General features: G+C 57.3%; 13 protein-coding genes. 3 read left to right on the top strand and 10 right to left on the bottom strand.

Features of this window, described 5'->3' with window-relative positions; translation table 11 throughout:
• Nucleotides 1-75: 75 nt before the first annotated feature.
• The 5 genes from malZ to phoB all read right to left on the bottom strand — a co-directional run bounded on the left by malZ (nucleotide 76) and on the right by phoB (nucleotide 7,245).
• Nucleotides 76-1,893 carry a maltodextrin glucosidase gene (gene malZ, locus AC2TE5_RS04765; protein ID WP_484612751.1) on the bottom strand — a complete coding sequence of 606 codons (1,818 nt, stop codon included), beginning with the start codon at nucleotides 1,891-1,893 and terminating at the stop codon, nucleotides 76-78.
• A gap of 161 nt (nucleotides 1,894-2,054) precedes the next feature.
• On the bottom strand, nucleotides 2,055-3,428 hold the full coding sequence (gene proY / locus AC2TE5_RS04760; RefSeq protein WP_484612750.1) for a proline-specific permease ProY: 1,374 nt from the start codon (nucleotides 3,426-3,428) through the stop codon (nucleotides 2,055-2,057).
• An 81-nt stretch (nucleotides 3,429-3,509) separates the two neighbouring features.
• Nucleotides 3,510-4,829: a branched-chain amino acid transporter carrier protein BrnQ gene (gene brnQ, locus AC2TE5_RS04755; RefSeq protein WP_024906795.1), complete on the bottom strand. Its 1,320-nt coding sequence runs from the start codon at nucleotides 4,827-4,829 to the stop codon at nucleotides 3,510-3,512.
• A gap of 409 nt (nucleotides 4,830-5,238) precedes the next feature.
• On the bottom strand, nucleotides 5,239-6,534 hold the full coding sequence (gene phoR / locus AC2TE5_RS04750; protein WP_193941821.1) for a phosphate regulon sensor histidine kinase PhoR: 1,296 nt from the start codon (nucleotides 6,532-6,534) through the stop codon (nucleotides 5,239-5,241).
• A gap of 21 nt (nucleotides 6,535-6,555) precedes the next feature.
• Entirely contained in the window at nucleotides 6,556-7,245 is a 690-nt protein-coding gene (gene phoB, locus AC2TE5_RS04745; protein ID WP_008503265.1) for a phosphate response regulator transcription factor PhoB, read from the bottom strand.
• Nucleotides 7,246-7,432: 187 nt separating this feature from the next.
• Here phoB and sbcD point away from each other — a divergent pair, with 187 nt between their 5' ends.
• Entirely contained in the window at nucleotides 7,433-8,638 is a 1,206-nt protein-coding gene (gene sbcD / locus AC2TE5_RS04740) for an exonuclease subunit SbcD (protein WP_484612749.1), read from the top strand.
• The gene (gene sbcC / locus AC2TE5_RS04735) at nucleotides 8,635-11,766 is read left to right on the top strand and encodes an exonuclease subunit SbcC (protein WP_484612748.1); all 3,132 of its coding nucleotides are present in this window, start codon (nucleotides 8,635-8,637) and stop codon (nucleotides 11,764-11,766) included. Before sbcD ends, sbcC begins: the two co-directional genes overlap by 4 nt.
• A gap of 184 nt (nucleotides 11,767-11,950) precedes the next feature.
• On the opposite strand, the gene mak is transcribed toward sbcC, so the two are convergent.
• Entirely contained in the window at nucleotides 11,951-12,856 is a 906-nt protein-coding gene (gene mak / locus AC2TE5_RS04730) for a fructokinase (RefSeq protein WP_484612747.1), read from the bottom strand.
• A gap of 123 nt (nucleotides 12,857-12,979) precedes the next feature.
• On the opposite strand from mak, the gene rdgC reads away from it, so the two are divergent.
• A complete protein-coding gene (gene rdgC / locus AC2TE5_RS04725) occupies nucleotides 12,980-13,894 on the top strand; it encodes a recombination-associated protein RdgC (protein ID WP_023310540.1) in 915 nt (304 codons plus the stop codon).
• A gap of 48 nt (nucleotides 13,895-13,942) precedes the next feature.
• Here the strand turns inward: rdgC and ppnP are convergent, their stop codons facing one another.
• From ppnP to aroL, 4 genes are all read right to left on the bottom strand, one after another.
• Entirely contained in the window at nucleotides 13,943-14,230 is a 288-nt protein-coding gene (ppnP, locus tag AC2TE5_RS04720; protein WP_008503270.1) for a pyrimidine/purine nucleoside phosphorylase, read from the bottom strand.
• Between the two features lie 71 nt (nucleotides 14,231-14,301).
• Nucleotides 14,302-14,979: an AroM family protein gene (locus AC2TE5_RS04715; RefSeq protein ID WP_484612746.1), complete on the bottom strand. Its 678-nt coding sequence runs from the start codon at nucleotides 14,977-14,979 to the stop codon at nucleotides 14,302-14,304.
• Between the two features lie 237 nt (nucleotides 14,980-15,216).
• Nucleotides 15,217-15,408, bottom strand: a complete 192-nt coding sequence (yaiA, locus tag AC2TE5_RS04710) for a protein YaiA (RefSeq protein ID WP_023334675.1) — start codon at nucleotides 15,406-15,408, stop codon at nucleotides 15,217-15,219.
• 44 nt (nucleotides 15,409-15,452) lie between these two features.
• Nucleotides 15,453-15,977, bottom strand: coding sequence for a shikimate kinase AroL (gene aroL, locus AC2TE5_RS04705; RefSeq protein WP_032639634.1), 525 nt, complete (start codon nucleotides 15,975-15,977; stop codon nucleotides 15,453-15,455).
• Nucleotides 15,978-16,045 lie beyond the last annotated feature (68 nt).

The following is a 16,045-nucleotide window of genomic DNA, read 5'->3' as shown; positions in this document are numbered from 1 at the left end:
CCGTAAACGATCCGTTAAGATTGACACAAATAGTTGCATTTGCGCCATCTTAAAAGGTGGAAACATTAGCAGGTCTTAGCTGCCGGACCAGATCGTCGCGGATACCGCAGGCAGCGCCAGCACGCCGTCCTGTATCGTCGCCTTGCCCTCTTTATTCTTCCACATAGCCACCTTCAGCAGCGGTGAATCATCCAGCACCACTTCGCAGGCTTCGCCCCGGTTAATCGCCACCAGCACGCGCTGCTGGTTATAGACGCGAGCAAACACCACCACGTTATCGTGGGCGTACACCACCTGACAGCCGCCGTAGCGCAGGGCGAGACTCTGCTTGCGCAGCTTCGCCAGCCGCTGATACAGGCTGAACAGCACCTTGTCCTGTTTCGCTGGCTCCCACGGGAAGGTTTTGCGGCAGAACGGATCGTTGTTGCCGTCCAGCCCCACTTCGTCGCCGTAATAGATGCACGGCACGCCCGGCCAGGTGAAGAGCCAGGCCACCGCCAGCGGCAGACGCGCCACATCCTTGCCGAGCAGCGATTTAAAGCGGGCGGTATCGTGGCTATCGAGCTGGTTAAACATCCGCAGCTGCTGCTGATGAGACAGACCGGCGCGATAGTTCTCCATCCACGCCATGCAGGTTTCAGCGTCGATATGGTTCGGATCGTAGGAGATATCGGTGTTCGCGAGGAATCCCCACAGCGGGAAGGTAAAGCCGCGATAGTTCATCGCCGCATCTTCCGCATCGTTCTGCAGCCACTGGCGCGCGTCGCCAAAGTGCTCGCCAAAGACGAACGCCTCCGGCTGGGCCGCTTTTGCCGAGCGCGTAATCCCGGTGACGTGCTGAAGGTTATTCCGCGCCCCGCCCGCTTCACCGAGCATATGCACCACGTCCAGACGCCAGCCGTCCATATTCCACGGCGCTTTCAGCCAGTTTCGGACGATGCTGTCTTCGCCGCCGTAGATTTCATTCACGAGCGTTGGCGACTGGAAATCCAGCTTCGGCAGGCTCGCGTAGCCCAGCCAGTCCAGCGCGCGCCCCTCCTCGTTAAAGCTGTACCAGTCGCGCTGCGGCGAGTCCGGGTTATGACATGCCCCGCCCATCGACTGATTATGGCGATCAAACCAGGCGTGCGAATCGCCGCTGTGGTTGAACACGCCGTCCAGAATCAGGCGCATGCCTTCGTTTTGGGTGTTCTTGCGCAGGCGCAGCAGCGCCTCGTCACCGCCAAACTGCGCGTCAACGTGGCGATAATCTTCGGTATCGTATTTGTGCACGCTCGGGGCTTTAAACACCGGGTTGAGATACAGCGCCGTCACGCCGAGATTTTTCAGGTACGGCAGCTTTTCGCTGATGCCGTCGAGATCGCCGCCGTAAAAGGTCGATCCCCCAGCCTGCGCCGTCACCGGGTCATCCCACGCTTTCATAATGACGTCGTGACCCGCCGCGTGGTGGTAATAAACCTTATCCTGCTGCGCGGTGCGCTTTTCGCTGCGCGCAAAACGGTCCGGGAAAATCTGGTAAAAGACCTGATCGTTAACCCACTGCGGGCCGTTATCCGGGTAATCGACCGCAAACTGCTCCAGGCGTGCGGGCGGGAAACGGCTAAACCCCTGCGGGGTAAACCACAGCTGGCGGTTATTCCACAGCAGTTTGAAGCTATAACGGCGACGCGGCTGCCCGCTGCTCAGGTCGATATTCGCCCGCCACGCCGTGATCCCCGGCTGCGGCTGGCTGCGCAGCTTGTGCATTTTCAGCCCGGCCTCTTCGTTATCTATTTCGGCGCGGAGCGTCACGCGTTCAGGCTGATTTTCCCCCGCCAGCCAGAGCGTAATCACAAGGTTGTCTTTGTTTTGCTTAACAAATGGGGCAACCGGAAGGTGCCAGGCATTTAACATCACGAATCCCCTTTGATGAAATTGACGTCACCTTGCCACAGGGTGGTTAAGGATAGCTCATCACGTTCGGGATTATTGGGGGAGGAGAAAGGAGGAGGAGGCATCAGTGCGGCCTGATGCCCTCACCCCAACCCTCTCCCACGGGAGAGGGAGAAAGAAGATTACTGTGCTTCCGCCAGCTGACGGTCGCGGCGGCATTTAAACGCCCAGCCCACCAGCAGCAGGATAATCCACGCGAAGCCCACGTACAGGGAAATGCGGGTATCCGGATGGTAGCCAATCAGGCCAATGATAAACACCAGGAAGATCAGCCCGACGACGGTCGTCGCAACGCCGCCCGGTACTTTGAACTTCAGCGCTTTCGCCTCATCCGGCGACAGACGACGGCGGAAGGCAATCTGCGACAGCAGGATCATGATCCACACCCACACCGTCGCGAAGGTCGCCAGCGATGCAATCACCAGGAAGACGTTCTCCGGCATGATGTAGTTCAGGTAAACCGAAAACAGCAGCGCCACGGTCATGACCACTACCGTCACCCACGGCGTGCCGCGGCGTGAGGTTTTGGCGAACACCTTCGGCGCGCTGCCCTGCTCCGCCATGCCGTGGAGCATACGGCCCACGCCAAACACGTCACTGTTAATCGCGGAAAGCGACGCGGTCAGGACCACAAAGTTAAGAATGCTGGCCGCAAAGGCAATGCCCATATGCTGGAAGGTCAGAACAAACGGGCTACCGTTGGTACCCACCTGATTCCACGGGTAGATGGACATAATCACGAACAGCGTACCCACGTAGAACACCAGAATACGCATCGGCACCGAGTTGATGGCGCGCGGAATGGACTTCTCCGGATCTTTCGCTTCCCCGGCGGTGATACCGATAATCTCGATGCCGCCGTAGGCAAACATCACCATCTGCAGCGACATGACCATTCCGAGCCAGCCGTTGCTGAAGAAGCCCCCGTTGCTCCAGAGGTTATGGATGCCGGTCGGCTGACCGCCGTTGCCAATTCCCCAGATGATGATGCCGAAACCGGCGAGGATCATGATGATAATGGTCGCGACTTTAAAGAAGGAGAACCAGAACTCCAGCTCGCCAAACACCTTCACGCTCATCAGGTTGACGGCGCAGATGATCAGCACCACGCTCAGCACCCAAATCCAGTGCGGCACCGCCGGGAACCAGACGCCCATATAGATGCCAAACGCCGTCACGTCGGCAATCGCCACGATCAGGATTTCAAAGCAGTAGGTCCAGCCGGTGATAAACCCGGCCAGCGGGCCGAGGTTTTCCTGCGCGTAGCGGGAGAAGGAGCTGGCGGACGGGTTGTGAACCGACATTTCGCCGAGGGCGCGCATGATGATATACGCCGCCACGCCGCCGATGATGTACGCCAGCAGAACGCTGGGACCGGCCATTTTGATGGCATCTGCCGAGCCATAAAAAAGACCGGTGCCGATAGCAGAGCCCAGCGCCATAAAGCGGATGTGGCGCGTGCTCAATCCACGTTTAAGTTTGTTAGTGCTTTCCATTTAAATCTTGCCATTCAACACGAAAAAAACAAAAAACCACGGGGCCTTAAGCCCCGTGGTTAAACAGTTTGTTGCCGTTGATTAATGAGCGTTCGATGCGACCTGACGCCCTGCAGCACGGTCCCAGATAATGGCCAGAACCAGTGCAACAACGGTAGGCATCAGCCAGGCCAGACCCTGCTCGGACAGCGGCAGACGCTGTGTCCATGCCGGCAGTATGTGCGCGAAAGCTGATGCTTTAATCCCGTCAAGGATACCAAAAATCAGGCTGATAAACATGGCTGGCGCAATAATTCGTGAAGAGTTGTTCCACCACGGGCGAGTAAAGCTCAGCACCACCAGCACAATACACGGCGGGTAAATCGCCGTCAGCACCGGAATCGAGACCTGAATCAGGTGGCTCAGACCGAGGTTGGACACCGCCATAGAGAAGATGCCGAGGATAAACACCAGGGTGCGGTAAGAGAGCGGCAGATACTGCGCAAAGAACTCTGCGCAGGCGCAGGTCAGGCCAACCGCGGTGACCAGACAGGCCAGGAAGATGAGCGCCGCCAGCAGCATACTGCCCGCACCGCCGAAGGTGTGCTGAACGTAGGCGTGCAGGATAGCCGCACCGTTAGCGTTCTGATCGACCAGCATGGCGCTGTCAGATCCCAGACGGAACAGTGCCAGATACAGCAGCGTCAGACCCACGCCGGCCATCAGGCCAGCCCAGATGGTATAGCGGGTCAGCAGACGCGCTTCGGTCACACCGCGGGAACGCGCGGCGTTAACAATAACGATACCAAAGACCATGGCGCCCAGCGTATCCATCGTCAGGTAGCCGTTCACAAAGCCGTTAGAGAACGCGGCGTTTTTATAGGCGTCCATCGCGTCGCTAATCGGGCCTGCTGGCCAGACGATGGCCGCTACCGCCAGAACAATCAGCGCCACAATTTTCAGCGGAGCCAGGAAGTTACCCACGGTATCCAGCAGCTTGCCCGGATAGAGGGAAACCAGAATTACGATCGCGAAGTAGATCAGGCTGTAGATAAACAGCGGCATCGCACCGTCACCGGTCAGGGGAGCAATACCCACTTCGAAGGACACGGTTGCCGTACGCGGGGTCGCAAACAGCGGGCCAACGGCGAGATAGCAGACGGTTGCCAGCAGAACGCCCGCTACTTTGCCAATCGGGGTGCTGAGGCTATCCACGCCGCCGCCGACTTTCGCCAGCGCGACGACGGTCAGAACCGGCAGACCCACGGCAGTAATCAGGAAACCAAACGCGGCGGTCCAGACGTGTTCACCCGCCTGAAGGCCAACCATTGGAGGGAAAATGATGTTGCCTGCGCCAACGAACAGCGCAAATGTCATAAAGCCCAGCGCGATGATGTCACGCGATTTTAAGTGATGGGTCATAAAACCTTACTGCCTGTGGATGTGGTGTTGAAAACATTGAGATTTTCGATATCCCTGACGGGACGATACAGCCGAAAATTTGCTCAATTTCAGCGGGAAATGCTCCCGTCCTGGCGTGGAGAAGAATAGTTTTTCGATTTACCACGCAAATACAGTCGGTCTGACAGTATCTGGGGCGCAATTTAAACGCTTATAACGTTTAAAGGCAAGGAGGGATCGCAAAACCAGAACAATATGCCAGCATGAAAATACACGTTAGAATAATACGCTATTTATAAGAAAAACCCATGGCTAATCATGCGAACAAAAAACAGTCAGCCGTATATAATTCATCCGCGTTTCGCTTGACTGCAAAGCAAACGGGCCAGCAGAGGCTGACCCGTGGAAAGGTAAAATGACACACCTGCCGTCAGGCGATCTTTTTGGCAATTAATCGTTCCGGGATCACGAAGCTGAAGCGTGTTCCTTTACCCAGCGTACTCTGAATATCGAGACGGCTTTCATGGTGATTCACCGCGTGTTTCACAATTGCCAGCCCCAGGCCGCTTCCGCCTGTCTGCCGGGATCGCGCTTTATCCACACGGTAAAAACGCTCGGTCAGACGCGGAATATGCTCAGGCGCGATCCCCGGCCCGTTGTCTTCCACGCTAAACTCCGCCCCCGTTGGGGCATGGTGCCAGCGCACCACGATATCCGTCCCCTCCGGCGTATGATTCACCGCGTTATACACCAGGTTGGAAATGGCGCTACGCAGTTGATCTTCGCTGCCCAGCACCTTCAGCGTATTGTCGACCTCAAAGGTCAGGTGATGCTTTTTGTGGCTTAACGTCTGCGCTTCACGCTCAACGACCCGCAGCATCATCGGGACATCAATGGTCTCATTTAGCGCAAGCGTTGGCGCCGCTTCAATCTTCGATAGCGTCAGCAGCTGCTTCACCAGCCCTTCCATCCGGTGCGTTTGCTCCCGCATGGTGTGCAGCGCTTTTTCACGCGGCGCGCCTTCAAGCGTTTGCTCCTGCATCATCTCCAGGTAGCCCTGAAGCACGGTCAACGGGGTACGCAGTTCGTGACTGACGTTGGCGAAGAAGTTGCGACGCGCCCCTTCCAGCTGGTGCATCTGGGTGACATCGCGCGCCACCATCAGCCACTGCTTATCGCTGTAGGGCATCACGCGGATTTCCAGATGGCGACCATTATTGAGCTTCAGATTATGCGGGCGGGTAAAATCACGCGTTTTCAGATACTGCGTGAACTCGGGATAGCGCAGAAGGTTGAGGATATTCTGACCATTATCGTCGGGCCAGCGCAGGCCCAGCAGCTGTTGTGCAAGGCCGTTACACCAGAAGATTGTCCCTTCTTCGGTCGTCAGAATAACGGCATCGGGCAGCGACTCTGCACCGCTGCGAAAACGCTTAATCAGGCTTCCCAGTTCGCGGCGACGCTTTTTATTACGCATCTGCATCTGATGCAGACCGTACAGCAGCGGCTCCCAGCTGCCGCTTCCCGGCGGCGGCGTCATACTTCGGTCAACCCACAGCCACCAGGAGAGGCGCAGGAGGTTCCAGAAATGCCAGATCAGCAGCCCGGTGACCGACGCCAGCAGAAACCACGGCAGGTGTCCAAGAAAGGCCCCCAGAAGGAAGGCCGGAATACAGCATAAGATCAGTTCAAAGACGAGCCTTTTCCATGACAGACGTTCCAGCACGCGTCACACTCCTGTCATTGTTCAGAAACGGGTAGAAAAACGATAACCCGTGCCGCGGACCGTCTGCACCATGCGATCGTGGCCGCTCAGTTCCAGTGCTTTTCGCAGGCGGCGAATATGTACGTCAACCGTCCGGTCTTCGACATACACGTTAGTTCCCCAGACGTTATTCAGCAACTGCTCGCGGCTGTACACGCGTTCCGGGTGGGTCATAAAGAAGTGCAGGAGTTTAAATTCGGTAGGCCCCATGTCGAGGGGATTTTCACCGGTCATCACGCGGTGTGAGGTGGGGTCAAGGCTTAGCCCCTGCATCTCAATCACCTCTTCCACCGCCATCGGCGAAATACGGCGCATCACGGCTTTAATGCGGGCAACCAGCTCTTTTGGGGAGAACGGTTTAGTAATGTAATCGTCCGCGCCGGTTTCCAGACCGCGAACGCGATCCTCTTCTTCTCCGCGCGCCGTGAGCATCACAACCGGGATGTCGCGGGTCAGCGCCTCGCGCTTCAGGTGTTTGATAAACTGCAGTCCGGAGCCGCCGGGCAACATCCAGTCCAGCAGAATCAGATCGGGCCAGGGTTCATTCAGCTGGTTCACTGCGCTGTCATAATCTTCCGCTTCAACCGGCTGGAAGCCGTTTTGCTCGAGCACGAAGCACACCATTTCACGAATTGGAGCTTCATCTTCTACGACCAGAATACGTCTCGCCATACTTTGCCCTGTCTTATCTTATTTAAGTTACAAGTTTGTAATTCGGCGCCATTATGCGTCAGATTTATGACAGATTTATGAAAAACAGTACCACGATAACGGGCAAACCGTTGTTTTATTACAGCGGTTATTTTCCCGTCTCTGAACGTTTATAATCCTGCTTTCTCTTTTTTGCCACGGATCAGCTATGCGCATACTTCACACTTCGGACTGGCATCTGGGTCAAAATTTTTACAGCAAAAGCCGTGCGGCTGAACATGAAGCCTTCCTGAACTGGCTGCTGGAAACGGCCAGGACGCACGAGGTGGACGCGATTATTGTGGCGGGTGACATCTTTGATACCGGCTCGCCCCCCAGCTATGCGCGTGAACTGTACAACCGCTTCGTGGTGAATCTGCAGCAAACCGGCTGTCATCTGGTGATTGTCGCCGGTAACCACGATTCCGTCGCGACGCTGAATGAATCCCGCGACATCCTGGCATTTCTCAATACTACCGTCGTCGCCAGCGCCGGGCACGCCCCGCAGATCCTGAAAAAACGCGACGGCACGCCGGGGGCGGTGCTGTGCCCCATTCCGTTTTTGCGTCCGCGCGATATTGTGCAAAGCCAGGCGGGACTTTCCGGCGGCGAAAAGCAACAGCATCTGTTACAGGCCATCACCGACTATTATCACCAGCAGCACGCCGATGCCTGCGCCCTGCGCGGCGACCAGCCGATTCCGGTGATTGCGACCGGGCATCTCACCACCGTCGGGGCCAGTAAAAGTGACGCCGTACGTGACATCTATATCGGTACGCTGGACGCCTTTCCGGCGCAGAACTTCCCGCCAGCCGACTACATTGCGCTCGGACACATTCACCGGGCGCAGATCGTCGGCGGCAGCGAGCACATCCGCTACTGCGGCTCGCCTGTTTCGCTCAGCTTTGACGAGACGGGCAAGGCCAAATCCGTCCATCTGGTGAGCTTCTCCGGGGGCAAACTCCGCGCCGTTGAGACGCTGGAGGTGCCCGTCACCCAGCCGCTGGCGGTGCTTAAGGGCGATCTCGACGCCATTACCGCCCAGCTTGAGCAGTGGCGCGGAAAAGCGCTTAACCCGCCCGTCTGGCTGGATATCGAAATCACCACCGATGACTACCTGCACGATATGCAGCGTAAAATTCAGGCGCTGACGGAAGATTTGCCCGTCGAAGTCTTACTGGTACGCCGCAGCCGCGAGCAGCGCGAGAAAATTCTGTTAAGCGCTCAACGCGAAACGCTCAGTGAGCTTCGGGTTGAAGAGGTGTTTGAACGCAGGCTCTCGCAGGAGGAAATTGACGACGCGAAGCGCGCAAGACTCAGCGAACTGTTCAGCCATACCCTGCATGCGCTCAATGATGAGGAAGAAAACGCATGAAAATTTTGAGCCTGCGCCTGAAAAATCTCAACTCCCTCAAGGGCGAGTGGAAAATTGACTTTACCGCGGAGCCGTTTGCCAGCAACGGTCTGTTTGCCATCACCGGCGCGACCGGGGCTGGTAAAACCACCCTGCTCGACGCCATCTGCCTGGCGCTTTATCACGAAACGCCGCGACTGCAGAAGGTTTCTCAGGCACAAAACGACCTGATGACGCGCGACACCGCCGAGTGCCTGGCGGAAGTGGAGTTCGAGGTAAAAGGCACCGCCTACCGCGCCTTCTGGAGCCAGAACCGCGCGCGCAACCAGCCGGACGGAAACCTGCAGGCGCCGCGCGTGGAGCTGGCGCGCTGCGAAGATGGCAAAATCCTGGCGGACAAAGTAACGGATAAACTGGAGCAAACCGCTGCGCTCACCGGGCTGGACTATGGCCGCTTTACCCGCTCCATGCTGCTCTCACAGGGGCAGTTTGCCGCCTTTCTTAATGCCAGGCCGAGCGATCGCGCCGAGCTGCTGGAAGAGCTGACCGGCACCGAGATCTACGGCCAGATTTCCGCCATGGTGTTTGAAAAACACAAAGCCGCCCGCAGCGTGCTTGAAAAATGCGAGGCGCAGGCGGCGGGCGTCGTGCTGTTGAGCGAAGAGCAACAGCAGCAGTTACAGCAAAGTTTGCAGGCACTTACTGACGAAGAGAAAACCCTGCTGGTTCAGCAGCAAAGCCAGCAGAAAGATTTTCAGTGGCTTACGCGCCATGACGAGCTCGTGCTTGAGCAACAGCGCGTCACCGCGATGCAGCAGCAGGCGCAACAGGCGCTGACGAACGCTGCGCCGGAGCTGGCCAAGCTCCAGCTCGCTCTGCCCGCCGCCCAGCTTCGACCGCTTTGGGAGCATCAGCAGGATCAAACCGCGCGTCTGACGCAAACCCAACAGCGAATTATCGAAGTAAATATTCGCTTACAAGCCAAAACCGCACTGCGCGCGCGGATCCGTCATACCGCCCAGCGGAATCATGAGCAGCTTCAGACCGAGCTGACGGCGCTGGCGCAGTGGCTGGCGGAGCACGAGCGCTATCGCCTGCTGGGGCAGGAGATAGCCGGCTGGCGTGCTCAGCTCTCGCAGCTTAACCGCGATAAAACGCAGTTAGCCTCGCTTGCTGCGAAGATGAGCGAATTACGCAACAGGCTGGCTGAGATGCCGGAAAATGCGCTGACGCTGACGGCGGATGAGGTCAGCGCGGCCATGGAGCAGCAGTCCCGGTCACGCACGCTGCACCAGCGGCTAACGTCGCTGCATGCCCGCTATCAGCCGCTGCAAAAGCGCCTGCGCCAGAGCGGTGAAAGCGTGCAGAAGGCCCAGGCCGATCAAAATAAACTCAATGAAACGCTGACGCTGCGCCGCCAGCAGTACAAAGAGAAACATCAGCACTATCTGGACCTGAAGGCCCTGTGCGAACGTGAAGCGACGATTAAAGACCTGGAAAGCTATCGTTCCCGGCTTGAGGCAGGCAAACCCTGTCCGCTGTGCGGCTCCAGCGAGCATCCCGCCGTTGCGCAATACCAGTCGCTTGAGCTGACGGATAACCAGCGCCGCCGTGATGCTCTGGAAAAAGAGGTCGCCGCGCTTAAAGAGGAAGGCCTGCTGGTGCTGGGACAGGTTAATGCCCTGAGTCAGCAGATCCAGCGCGAGACGGACGAAGCGCAGACTCTCTCTCAGGAAGAGCAAGCACTCACTAAAGAGTGGATGGAAGCCTGTGCTTCCCTGAACATCGCGTTGAATATTCAGGAAGATATCACGCCATGGATGAACGAGCAGGAACAGTACGAGCACCAGCTCTATCAGCTCAGCCAGCGTCTGACCCTGCAAAACCAGTTGAACGAGCAGGAAGTGCAGGAGCGACAATATCAGCAGCAGTTGACGGCCGCGCGCCAGGCGCTGGAACACACCCTGCTCTCGCTATCGCTTAACGTACCTGAAGACGGTCATGAAGCCGCCTGGCTGCACGCCCGCGAAGCGGAATTCGCGCAGTGGCAGGAGAAACAAACGCAGCACGGCGTGCTTCTGGAACGCATAAACGCTCTCAAACCGCTGCTCGACACGCTTCCGGAAACGCACAGCGAAGAGGCCGAACCGGCCATTCCGGACGGCTGGCGCGACGTGCACGACGAATGCGTGTCGCTACAGAGCCAGCTCACCGCGCAGCAGCAGCAGGAAAAGCTGGAGCAAGAGCGCCTGCAGCAGACGCAGACGCAGTTCACCGCGGCGCTCTCAGCGAGCTGCTTTGCCGATCGGGACGCGTTCCTTGCCGCGCTGCTGGATGACGACACTATTCGCCACCTCGAACAGCTGAAACAGTCGCTGGAAAGCCAGATACAGCAGGCCGCGGCCCTCTCCGGCCAGGCTAACCAGCAGCTGCAGGCTCATCTGGCGCTGCGGCCGGAAGGGCTCGACGCCGATGCTCCTGCGCTGCAAAGCCAGCTGCAGCAGCTGGCGCAACGGCTTCGCGAGAATACGACGCATCAGGGCGAGATCCGCCAGCAGCTTAAGCAGGACAGCGATAACCGTCAGCACCAGCTGGCGTTGATGCAGCAAATTGATGAGGCCGCGCGCCAGGCGGACGACTGGGGTTATCTGAACGCGCTGATCGGCTCCAGCACCGGCGACAAGTTCCGTAAGTTCGCGCAGGGGCTGACGCTGGACAATCTTGTCTGGCTTGCTAACCAGCAGCTTAACCGTCTGCACGGGCGTTATCTGCTGCAGCGTAAGGCCAGCGACGCGCTGGAGCTGGAAGTGGTCGATACGTGGCAGGCGGACGCGGTGCGCGATACCCGCACGCTCTCCGGCGGCGAGAGCTTCCTGGTCAGCCTGGCGCTGGCGCTGGCCCTTTCCGACCTGGTGAGTCATAAGACGCGGATCGATTCCCTGTTCCTGGATGAAGGGTTCGGCACGCTCGACAGCGAAACGCTGGATACCGCGCTGGATGCGCTCGACGCGCTGAACGCCACCGGGAAAACCATCGGCGTGATCAGCCACGTAGAGGCGATGAAAGAGCGCATTCCGGTGCAGATCAAGGTGAAGAAGATTAACGGGCTGGGGTATAGCAGGCTGGATAAGGTGTTTGCGGTGGAATAAATGGGGGTGGGGGTGGGTGCGGTCTGATGCCCTCACCCTAGCCCTCTCCCACAGGGAGAGGGTACAAACACCAAAAACAGCAACTTGCGTTGCTGTTTTGCTTTTACCTTGCCTCACCCTGACCCTCTTCCACAGGGAGAGGGTACAAACATTAAAAACGGCAACGCAAGTTGCCGTTTTGCGTTTATTCCGGCCACAACCACGCCGCGCCGCGCACGCCGCTGGAGTCACCGTGGACAGCTTTGCGGATCGGGGTTTCACACTCGCCGCCAAACACCCACTGTTTCACCAGGTTCGGTACCGTGGCGTACAGCCGGTCGACGTTGCTCATGCCGCCGCCGAGAACAATCACGTCCGGATCGAGAATATTCACCACGTGCGCCAGGGATTTCGCCAGCCGCATTTCGTAGCGGCTAAGGGCCAGCTCGGCGACCGGATCCTGTTCTTCGACCAGACGCATGATTTCGTTGCCCTTGAGCGGCTGGCCGCTCAGACGGTGGTAGTCGGTCGAAAACCCGGTGCCGGAGATAAACGTCTCAATACAGCCTTGCTTTCCGCAGTAGCACGGCACCTCAGCGCGGTATTTAAGCTCATCTTCATCCATCCACGGCAGCGGGTTGTGTCCCCACTCGCCCGCGGTACCGTTGCCGCCGATATGGGCGCGCCCGCCGAACGCCACGCCCGCGCCGCAGCCGGTACCGATGATAACGGCAAACACGGTCTGGGCACCGGCCGCCGCGCCGTCGATGGCCTCAGAGACCGCCAGGCAGTTGGCGTCGTTGGCCAGACGCACTTCCCGTTTCAGACGCTGGCTCAAATCCTTATCAAACGGCTGACCGTTGAGCCAGGTGGAGTTAGCATTTTTAACCACTCCGGTATACGGCGAGATCGACCCCGGGATCCCCATCCCGACGCTGCCGGTTTGCCCTGTCGCCTGCTCGGCCATCTCAACCAGTCTGGCAATCGTCTCGATAGTCTGGTGATAATCATCGCGCGGCGTCGGCAGACGATGGCGAAACAGCTGCTCCCCCTGCTCGCTCAGTGCGATGACTTCTGTTTTGGTGCCGCCCAAATCGATCCCAATACGCACAAGACTCTCCTCATTATTTTGATTATCAACAGAGTAGAAGCACGCTTCCCGATTAGCAATGCAAGCGATGCGACAATTCGTTATCATGCCCGCTGATTTAACGACAAGGCCGTGGAAATTATCATGCTGTGGTTCAAAAATTTGATGGTTTACCGTCTCAGCCGCGACGTTTCGCTGCGTGCAGAAGAGATGGAAAAACAGTTAGCCGCTTATACCTTTTCCCCTTGCGGTAGCCAGGATATGGCGAAAACCGGTTGGGTTCCGCCAATGGGTTCACAAAGCGATGCACTGACCCACGCCAGCAGCACGGGTCAAATCATCGTCTGCGCCCGTAAAGAAGAGAAAATCCTGCCGACGCCGGTGGTTAAGCAGGCGCTCGAAGCGAAAATTTTCAAGCTGGAAGCCGAACAGGGCCGCAAGCTGAAAAAGACCGAAAAAGATTCGCTGAAAGACGAAGTGCTGCACTCCCTGCTGCCGCGCGCCTTCAGCCGCTTCAGCCAGACCATGATGTGGATCGACACCGTCAACGGGTTGATCATGGTGGACTGCGCAAGCGCCAAGAAAGCAGAAGATACGCTGGCCCTGCTGCGCAAAAGCATCGGCTCTTTACCGGTCGTTCCGCTGGCGCTTGAAACGCCGATCGAGCTGACGCTGACCGAATGGGTACGCAGCGGCGCAGCGGCGCAGGGTTTCCAGATCCTTGATGAAGCCGAGCTGAAAGCCCTGCTGGAAGATGGCGGCGTGATCCGCGCGAAGAAGCAGGATCTGGTGAGCGACGAGATCGCCGTACACATTGAAGCGGGTAAAGTGGTCACTAAACTGGCGCTCGACTGGCAGCAGCGTATTCAGTTCGTGATGTGCGACGACGGCTCCGTGAAGCGTCTGAAGTTCTGCGACGAGCTGCGCGATCAGAACGAAGATATCGACAGGGAAGATTACGCCCAGCGTTTTGACGCGGACTTCATCCTGATGACCGGCGAGCTGGCCGCGTTGATTCAGAATCTGGTGGAAGGTCTCGGCGGCGAAGCGCAGAGATAACAGGCAAAACGTAGGCCGGGTAAGCGTTAGCGCCACCCGGCTTATTTTTTATTTCAGGTAGCGGCACAGATAAGAGGTGGGTTCAGCCACCTGCAAATGAAATTCGCTGTGGCCAGGGACGTTGAAAACTTGCCCGGCAGCGTAAACTTTCCATTCCGTTTCACCCGGCAGTAAGACGTTCAGCGCCCCGCTGACGACCGTCATTTCTTCAGCTTCCGCCGTGCCAAAGGTGTATTCCCCTTCCGCCATTACGCCGACACTGGCGCGACCAGTGCTGCTGCTGGTAAAACCAATGGATTTCACTTTACCGGAAAAGTATTCGTTACTTTGAAGCATGAACTGGCCCTTATATTTATAGATAAAAATTCACTATAGGGGCCATGCTCATCACCTGTCACGCAAAATCATTACATGAGGAGTTCCGAGGCCAGACGAGCCATCAGAACGTTGGATAACAGCACGGGCACATCCAGCGCTTTTTGCAGCAGGTCACGATGATGCTGGTGGAAACCCAGGCAGTCCAGGATCAAGACGTCCGCCCCTCTCTCAAGCAGTTCCTTCCCGGCAGCAATGAGCTTGGCCTCACTGTCCCAGAACGGATTTGCCAGCGCGTACAAGGGCACTTTTTCCAGCACCTGCCATTTTGCCTCCTGGTTATCCATGAGCTCCTCAATGGGAACAATCACCCCCACCTGATGCCCGTCAACGATAGAGGCCACCAGCGGTGGAATGATCCGCATCGGCTCCAGCAAAATCGCATTACGCGCCGTAAGCCCCTTAATGGGTGCGGTACTCATCAGCAAAATAACGTCGTAACCTTGATTATCGAGCACTTCTATCACGCCCTGCAGCGAGCGCTCGATTTTCTGGCGTGAAACGTGCGCCAGTTTACCGTCACTTAATAACGTCGCCAGGGGTTCCTCCCCCGCCTCGACAGCGTAGTCTTCCATGACCTCTTCCCGACTCATCTTCCCCAGCAGGCTGAGATGCGTTATCTGTTGTTCAGATACATGCTCGGTTAAGAGCGGTAACACTTCGCTTACAGGGACCACACCAATGGTGAGGATCGCCAACGTTGCCTTCATTTTTATCGCCTTCCATTACTCCAACATCGTGTACACAGGTACAGGCTCACTACGCTGCACAGTTCATTTTTTCAACAAAACAGCACATAGCGTAGCAGGTGATCCCGACATCGAAATGTAAAGATCGCCTGCCGATACCGGAGTTACTTGTAATAACTAAATATTAACTCCTGCTTAACTTTCCCGATGAGTAAAAAGTGTGATTCAGGCACGATATTGGAGCGTTTAGGAAAACATTCAGGTTATATCGGGATCTTCGTAGCGCCGTTTCGCGTCCAGCGCTTCCTGTTCAGTCTCGTGTTCACTGATCAGCGAGTCCGGTTTGGGGTGATCGGCACGCAGTTGATACCAGGTCACGGTATGACCCGTATGGCCTTTTTCAACGGTAACAATGCGCGCTTCACGCGGATAGGGAGGTCTGGTTGGCATAGCTCATCCTTTTTTTATGTCTGAGCTATAAGTATAGACGCCGGTTAGCTGGCACAAGCCAAACGCAGGGCGGTAATAATCTGAATCACAACGTCTTCGGGAGACGCTGACGCATCCACCACGTGGTGAGCCGCTTCGCGGTATAGCGCATCGCGTTCGGCCAGCACTTCACTCACCTCTTCGTTGAGCGGCCTGGAGGTCAGCGCGGGGCGTTGCCCCTCTTCCGGAAAAGCTTCCAGACGCCCTACCAGAGCCGACACCGGCGCGCTGAGATAAATCACAATCCCCTTTTCGCGCATAAAGTGACGATTACACTCCGCCAGAACAATGCCACCCCCGGTCGCGATCACGGCAGATGGGGTAGTGACCGCTTTCAGCGCGGCGGTTTCGCGTGCGCGAAAGCTCTCCCATCCCTCTTGCTCAACGATCTCAGCGATGGTTTTTCCGGCCTCGGTTTGCAGCCAGTGGTCGGTATCAACAAACTGGCGATGACACACGCGTGCCAGCTCCAGGCCAACGGTGGTTTTCCCACAGCCGCGGGGGCCAACTAAAAAGATGGGTTGGGTCATGCCAGGTGTTCCCCTTGATGCCGAATGGCTGAAGAGTGTAAAGAAATAATTGCAGAAGATGTTGCGAT

It is taken from the genome of Enterobacter sp. N5-15, assembly GCF_057221635.1.
This window is presented reverse-complemented; position numbering and strand designations above follow the sequence as displayed.

Bases quoted from the DNA above. Each gene is read 5' to 3' on its own strand.
- sbcD (WP_484612749.1), top strand. From the start codon at position 7,433: ATGCGCATACTTCACACTTCGGACTGGCATCTGGGTCAAAATTTTTAC.
- sbcC (WP_484612748.1), top strand. From the start codon at position 8,635: ATGAAAATTTTGAGCCTGCGCCTGAAAAATCTCAACTCCCTCAAGGGC.
- phoB (WP_008503265.1), bottom strand. From the start codon at position 7,245: ATGGCGAGACGTATTCTGGTCGTAGAAGATGAAGCTCCAATTCGTGAA.
- yaiA (WP_023334675.1), bottom strand. From the start codon at position 15,408: ATGCCAACCAGACCTCCCTATCCGCGTGAAGCGCGCATTGTTACCGTT.
- rdgC (WP_023310540.1), top strand. From the start codon at position 12,980: ATGCTGTGGTTCAAAAATTTGATGGTTTACCGTCTCAGCCGCGACGTT.
- proY (WP_484612750.1), bottom strand. From the start codon at position 3,428: ATGGAAAGCACTAACAAACTTAAACGTGGATTGAGCACGCGCCACATC.
- brnQ (WP_024906795.1), bottom strand. From the start codon at position 4,829: ATGACCCATCACTTAAAATCGCGTGACATCATCGCGCTGGGCTTTATG.
- malZ (WP_484612751.1), bottom strand. From the start codon at position 1,893: ATGTTAAATGCCTGGCACCTTCCGGTTGCCCCATTTGTTAAGCAAAAC.
- AC2TE5_RS04715 (WP_484612746.1), bottom strand. From the start codon at position 14,979: ATGAAGGCAACGTTGGCGATCCTCACCATTGGTGTGGTCCCTGTAAGC.
- aroL (WP_032639634.1), bottom strand. From the start codon at position 15,977: ATGACCCAACCCATCTTTTTAGTTGGCCCCCGCGGCTGTGGGAAAACC.
- ppnP (WP_008503270.1), bottom strand. From the start codon at position 14,230: ATGCTTCAAAGTAACGAATACTTTTCCGGTAAAGTGAAATCCATTGGT.